This window comes from Candidatus Polarisedimenticolia bacterium, assembly GCA_035764505.1.
Classification (GTDB): domain Bacteria; phylum Acidobacteriota; class Polarisedimenticolia; order Gp22-AA2; family AA152; genus AA152.
In genome coordinates this window covers 1-6,169 of the sequence record DASTZC010000191.1, presented here as the reverse complement: position 1 = coordinate 6,169, position 6,169 = coordinate 1, and the positions used below count along the sequence as shown (strand labels likewise).

The following is a 6,169-nucleotide window of genomic DNA, read 5'->3' as shown; positions in this document are numbered from 1 at the left end:
GCATTGTCGGGGTTCCCGGGCGGGATGTGACAGAGGCAGGTCTTCTTGTTGCTCTTGCCCCCGGAATGGTCGTTCTTGGCGCTCGCGAGCGTCGTCCCGAAGGCGACGATCGCGAGCATACAAACGCAACAGGAGCACACGACAAGGATGAGTCTTTTCATGGAACCTCCACAGTAAGGGTCGCGAATGCGCGAAGTATAGGCCCTACGGAGAAGAGCTGAACATCCGTAAAAACCCGTACTGGACAAGAAAAATCCGATTTTCAGTCAGGATCCAAGGCGCGTAGACGGCTTTCATGTGTGTGTCAAAGTGACGACACTATCGCTTCAAGCGACGACGGCAAGGATCGGGCATTTGGCCGGCCCGGTGAGCCGATTCGCGCGTTTCTTGAGAGAGCTTCGAACCGCTCTCAGCTACAGAATGTCTTTGCGAATCATGGGGTTCAAGGGCAGGAGGCACCGCTGCCGCGGATGTTTTCGGATGATTGTGGAAGTCCCAGGTTTCGTCGGTGATTTCGGAGCCGGCCGCCGGAGAGGGACCGGCGGCCGGCCGTCTTGCGAGGCTCAGGGCGTCTGGCCGTGCAGGACCTGGATTGCTACTTCCAGATCCCGGTCGCGGCCCACGGCAAAATCCGCGGCGGTGTACTGAACCGTGACGTCAGGCGCTATACCGATACCGTGGAACTGATTTCCGTCCGGAGTCCGGACTTCCATCCCGGTGAACGGGAAGAGGCCCCCCCCGGGGAGATAGAACGCGGTGATGTTGCCGTTGGTCCCGGCGGTCTGGCGCCCCACGACGATGACCCGGTGTGCCCCCACCAGGTACTCCGCGAAGTCTTCCAGATTGGAGATATTCGTGGTGCTCACCAGCAAGACCATCGGCCCGCAGTAGGGCAGGACGGGATTAAACTGGTATTGCGTCGTGGAGACGCTCCGCACATCGGGCCCCGACAGAACTGGGATATTGAAGAACATCGACCTGAAAGGAACGCAGTTCAACCGTTGGGCAACCCCGATGTGGTTCACGCTCTTGCCATTGCGATCATCGATGATCATCCCGGCCGATCCCAGGCTCTTGGCCTGGTCCACGGCGGCGTTGACCCGGGCGAGATCGGAGCCGATGACGGTGGTCGCGAGATTGAGGTAATAGAGATCCGGCGCCCCCATGTCGGACAGCGGCCCCTCGCTTCGCGAGCTGAAGTCGATAGTCGGCACCACTGTCCCTAATGTGGGATTGTAGGTCACCGTCCGCGTGGAACCATCGGGAGCCCGGAGTCCGAACTCTGTCGGACCGGTCAATTGCCAGATCCCTCCTAATCCTCGCCGATAGGCATTGACGAACCTGAATCCGTCCGTGGCGGCCGAGGTGAATGGGTATTCCCGGGCGAACCAGTCGGCCGCCGGCAACCCGGCGATGGAGGTCAGGGTGTCCCCCGGCTGCACCAGCGACGTGTTCGACTTGCGCACCACCGGTTCTCCCGATATCTGCTCCAGGACCACGGGGAGGGCGCCCTTCATGAAAGCCTTGGCCGGAGAGTATTGCGAGGACCAGAAGTAATGGCCGTCCCGGGTCGCCTCGCTGAAACGACGAACCGCGTTGAAGGCGACGATTGCATCGACTTGCGGGCCGCTCCCCAACATTCCCAGGGTTTCCAGGAGGCGCGGATCAATATTGTCTCCCACGACCGGAAAGTAGGGGTAGAAGAGCCGGAGCACTCCGTGTGAGACGATGAGCGCCCCACGGATGTCGCCGAGGCGCAGGCCGCCCGGTTGGGTGGCACCGAAGGGCTCTATCTGCTGGAGCGCCGGACGCAGGGTGTCGCCAGGGTTGATGTTCGGAGGGTTTCCGCTTCCCTTGAGGAGCCGGCGGAGCTCCTGAAGGTCGCCGGTCGGGTCGGAGGAGAGGATGTCGGCCGGAATCACGTCGGGCCAGCGCGGGTCGTGGGGACCGGTGAGCAGCAGGTCCTCGGTCCGGTAAAGGAGCCCCGACCCGGTCTCGGTCATCGTTCCGACCCCCTGCCAGCGCGATTCAGCGACCGAGGCCAAGACGTCGTCCCCCACGATCCAGGCGCGCCGGGCGAGGCGCAAAGTCCCGGCCAGCTCCGCCGCCTCGGGCGCTAGTCTCCGAGCGGTGGCGAAGGCCAGAGCGGGAGCCGGTCCGCTTCCCCAGGACGACGGGATTGGTGCCTGGGTCTGCCGGATCAACTGCGTGCTGTAGGCGTTCCCCTGGAGGAAAAATTCATCCTTCATCCCAAGGTGCTCCCGGACCGTCCGGTCGGAGCGCGCCACGGGATTGTTAAGGGCAGGCGCGACGGCCGCGTCGAGCGCGGCCCGCAGACCCGGGACTGCCGGGAGATTGCGCAGATCGACGACGACCAAGTCGGCGTTCGAGGGAATCTGAACGCTCCCGGTCCCCGGGCGGATCAGGACGATCGTCCCGAACGTGAAGACCTGGGCGGGGCCCAGGGTGCTGGTGTTCGCGGGAGCGGCGCAGACACCGGCCAGCGCCTCCGAGTAGGCCTGGAGGGCCGGGAAAGCGGCGCTCGAGAGTGCGCCCGGCGGGTCGATGGCATTGACCAGCGCCTGATCGGCGATGGTGTACGCGACCTGCACTCCGAAGAACCGGGCGCCGGCGTGGGCGGCGGAGAGGTCCACCGGGATGTTCGAGCCCGGAGGGCCGCCGCCGGCCCGATCGCACCAGTCGTCATCGGCGACCAGTGGCATGGCGGAGAGAAGCAGTACAGAGAGGACGGTGGAAAGCAGGCGCTGCGGAGACATGGAATCCCCCTTTCATCTCAGCTGGCCGCTCTTGGGGCGACACGATGGCTAAGGACTACGTAGGAAGGTATACCTTTGGAGGATCTCATACGACGAAAGGACTATTCCTGCAACAGGATTTTGACGGTTGTCACTCAATCCACGGGCCAGAGAGCTCTCAGCTGGGAGGGGACAGCACAATACATCGTCGGAAGGGAAGGCTCGGCGCTTCCCAGAATTCTCGGAGGTGCGTGGCGAAGGTGCGGGAATCAAGGGAAACGGCGGCTCCTGCAGGCCGCCGTTGCTTCCCCGGGTTACTGACAAACTGTTGATGCGGCAGGAGGGGCGCTACTTCTTAGTGTAAGTGATCTCCATCATCTTCATTTCCTTGCCGTCGGGTGCCGGACCGTACATCTCGAAAATCTCCGTGGTCGGACTCGGCCAGCGCGTGGTCATGCGCGTGCGGATCGGAGTCTTCTTGACGGGGTCGTTATAGGTACCGGTAAAGGTGCAGTTCTTTCCCTGCGCATCACACGTCCCTTCGGTCACCATGAGGGCGGTCGACATGCTGTCGTTCCAGGTCGACCAGTACTTTCCCGTCACGTTGTCGTACCCCATCATGCCGTGGCCGGTGTAGGGCTGGCCCATCATGGTGCCATTGAGCTCCTCGACCAGGACGCGGCCGTCCAGCGCCATCGAACGCCGCACGGTCCCCGCCTCCTCCATCGGAGCTCCCGTGGCGTCGTGCCAGCTCTTCATCTTGATGTCGTAGTCGCCGGCCGTCGCGGCCAGCGCCTGATGCTGTGGTCCCGGCGTCCCCGCCTTCTGATAGGCCTCCATCTCGGCGCGCTGCTCCTGAGTCATCTGCGGCTGGCCCTGGGCCCCCGGCTGGCCGGGCTGCCGCTGCTGCCCCGGGGCGCCCGTCTGTGAAGGGGGCTTCTTCTGCGTTTGAGTTTGCGCACCCGCCGGCGCGGAGAGCAGCGCGACGCCGACAATGGCCGATGCGACTCGTGAGAATCTGACCATTTTCCTGGACCTCCTGATGGATTTTCTTATGTCGCACTTCCGAATCGAGTATACGTCACCGATCGCCGGGAAAGTCGCGCGGCATCCCGCGTCTCCGTATTGCATGGGATATCCAGTGTCGGCGCCGACCGATGCTTTCCCGGAAATCGTGCCTCGGCCTGCAAGCGCCGCTATCATGCTTCATGGCCACGCACGGCCAGGAAAGGTGGCTTCATGCGCGAAAAGAGCTGGTATTCCCGCCTCGCCAAGAAGGCGGCCCACTTCTGCGGCCGGCCCGGGGTCTTTGCACTGGCTTTCGGAACGATCGTCCTGTGGGGGCTCAGCGGCCCGATCTTCGGTTTCAGCGACACCTGGCAGCTGGTCATCAACACCGGGACCACCATCATCACCTTCCTGATGGTCTTCCTGATTCAGAACACCCAGAATCGCGACACCGAGGCGATCCAGGTGAAGCTGGACGAGCTGATCCGCGCCACGCAGGGGGCGCACAATGCGCTGCTCGATCTGGAGGAGCTGGAGGGGGATCGGCTCGAAGACTTCAAGAAGCGGTATCAGAAGCTGGCCGGCGCGGCGCGGGACGAGATGGAGCACGGCGCCGGCGATACCGGGACTCCCGAGGTGGAGACTCGCTAGCCGCGGCGCTTGAAATATTGCACGGCCCGCTCGTGGCGCTGCGCCGCGGCGAGGCTGGAAAAGGTGCCCAGGTTGCGCCGCCTGCCGGTTTTGGGATCTTTCTTCCTCGAGTAGAGACGGTATTTCCCCGCGCCGATCTTGCGGATCATTTTGAGCGCGACTCCATGTCGCTTCCTTTTGAACGCGACTCCATGTCGCTCTTGGAACGCGACTCCATGTCGCTTTTTGAACGCGCCGCCATGGCGCTTGTGGAGCGCGGCCTCGCGCCGGACAAACCGACGGACTGACGCATCGCCGCCGTGATCGATTGCCGGCAAGCATAGAAGCCGCTCCAGGGATCCGGGCGGCGCAGGCGCTTGCCGGCATTCTCCACGGTCCAGGCATCGGGGCGCAGGCGCAGGTCGAGCTCGCCCCAATCCAGCGGCATCGAAACCGGCGCGCCCGGCCGCGCCCGTGTCGAATAGGCGGCGACCGAGGTAGCGCCCCGGCCGTTGCGCAGGTAATCGAGGAAGATCTTTCCCTTGCGCCGCGCCTTCAGCGGATTCAGGGTGTATTTTTCCGGCTGGCGCGCCGCCACGCTCTCGGCCAGGGCCCTGGAGAATTCCTTCACCTCGTCCCAGTCCTGCCGGCGCCCCAGCGGGACGCAGACATGCAGCCCCTTGCCGCCGGTCGTCTTGAGCCACGACTTCAGTCCGATCTCGTCGAGCCGCTCGCGCATCGTCGTGCAGGCCTCGATCACCTGCTTCCAGGGGAGCCCCGCGTCCGGGTCGATGTCGAAGATCATCAGGTCGGGGTGCTCCACGCGCGCGGCGCGCGATCCCCAGACGTGCAGCTCGAGGGCGCCGAGCTGCACCAGGGCGAGAACCCCTTCCATCGACGCGGCGTAGAAGTAAGCGCCGCGCTTCTTCTCCGTTTCGGGATCATCGAGCGAGATGGAGCGCAGGCCGTGCGGCAGGTCGTCGAGGTGCTTCTCCCAGAAGCAGAACCTGTCGTATCCGTCGGGACAGCGGCGGATGGTGAGGGGCCGGTCCTTCAGGTACGGGAAGATCCGCTCCTGCACCTCGAGGTAGTAATCCACCAGCCGTCTCTTGGTGATGCCGTCTTCCGGATAGAGGACCTTATCGGGATTCGTGAGACGCATGCCTTGCAGGCCGACCCTGCCGCCGCTTTTCGGCAAGACGTGCTGGGGCGCCGCGCGGCCGGCGGCGCTGTCCGCTCGTGGCCGACCCTGGGCCGCCTGCTTCTTGTGGCCCGTCCCCGGGCCTCCTGACGCAGAGGACCTGGGCTTTTGCCGGCTCGAAGCGCGCCCCCGGCTCGCCGCTTCCAGCTCGGTCCCTTTCGCCTCGCCGGCGGTTTCTTTCGGGATCTTGTCCTCGCGCAGCCCGCGAAAGACCGGATGCCTGAGGATGCCGTCGCGCGTGCGCTCGGTGAAGGCCACGTCTGCCACCAGCTCGGGCCTTATCCAGTGGACGCCGCGCGCCGCCGCGCCCCGCGGTGTCGGATTGACCGCCGCCTGCGCCACCTCGAGCGATTTCAGCCGCGGCGTGAGGCTGCGAAGCACCCGGTCGGAAAAGCCGGTCCCGACACGTCCGACGTGCACCAGCCGGCCATCCTGCGCTTCGCCCAGGACCAGCGAGCCGAACCCCTGCCGCGATCCTTCGGGGTCGGTATAGCCGACCACCGCGAGCTCCCGCGTCTGCACGCACTTCACCTTGAGCCAGTCGCGGCCGCGTCCGGCGCGATAGGAGCTTGCG

Annotated in this window: 5 protein-coding genes; 1 reads left to right on the top strand and 4 read right to left on the bottom strand. The window is 64.7% G+C overall.

The annotated features are described in order from the left end of the window. Positions 1-563 precede the first annotated feature (563 nt). Both VFW45_12790 and VFW45_12785 read right to left on the bottom strand, forming a co-directional pair. Positions 564-2,777, bottom strand: a complete 2,214-nt coding sequence (locus tag VFW45_12790; GenBank protein HEU5181659.1) for a S41 family peptidase — start codon at positions 2,775-2,777, stop codon at positions 564-566. Between the two features lie 327 nt (positions 2,778-3,104). Beyond that, positions 3,105-3,782, bottom strand: a complete 678-nt coding sequence (locus VFW45_12785) for a DUF1579 domain-containing protein (protein HEU5181658.1) — start codon at positions 3,780-3,782, stop codon at positions 3,105-3,107. Positions 3,783-3,995: 213 nt separating this feature from the next. Here VFW45_12785 and VFW45_12780 point away from each other — a divergent pair, with 213 nt between their 5' ends. Further along, complete coding sequence (locus tag VFW45_12780; protein ID HEU5181657.1) at positions 3,996-4,415, top strand: low affinity iron permease family protein; 420 nt, start codon at positions 3,996-3,998, stop codon at positions 4,413-4,415. Here the strand turns inward: VFW45_12780 and VFW45_12775 are convergent. Together VFW45_12775 and ligD are read right to left on the bottom strand one after the other, a co-directional pair. Beyond that, the gene (locus tag VFW45_12775) at positions 4,412-4,564 is read right to left on the bottom strand and encodes a hypothetical protein (protein HEU5181656.1); all 153 of its coding nucleotides are present in this window, start codon (positions 4,562-4,564) and stop codon (positions 4,412-4,414) included. The genes VFW45_12780 and VFW45_12775 overlap by 4 nt on opposite strands. After that, on the bottom strand, positions 4,561-6,169 hold a 1,609-nt coding region (ligD, locus tag VFW45_12770), incomplete at its 5' end, for a DNA ligase D (GenBank protein HEU5181655.1). The genes VFW45_12775 and ligD, both read right to left, overlap by 4 nt.

Bases quoted from the DNA above. Each gene is read 5' to 3' on its own strand.
- VFW45_12790 (HEU5181659.1), bottom strand. From the start codon at position 2,777: ATGTCTCCGCAGCGCCTGCTTTCCACCGTCCTCTCTGTACTGCTTCTC.
- VFW45_12785 (HEU5181658.1), bottom strand. From the start codon at position 3,782: ATGGTCAGATTCTCACGAGTCGCATCGGCCATTGTCGGCGTCGCGCTG.
- VFW45_12780 (HEU5181657.1), top strand. From the start codon at position 3,996: ATGCGCGAAAAGAGCTGGTATTCCCGCCTCGCCAAGAAGGCGGCCCAC.
- VFW45_12775 (HEU5181656.1), bottom strand. From the start codon at position 4,564: ATGATCCGCAAGATCGGCGCGGGGAAATACCGTCTCTACTCGAGGAAG.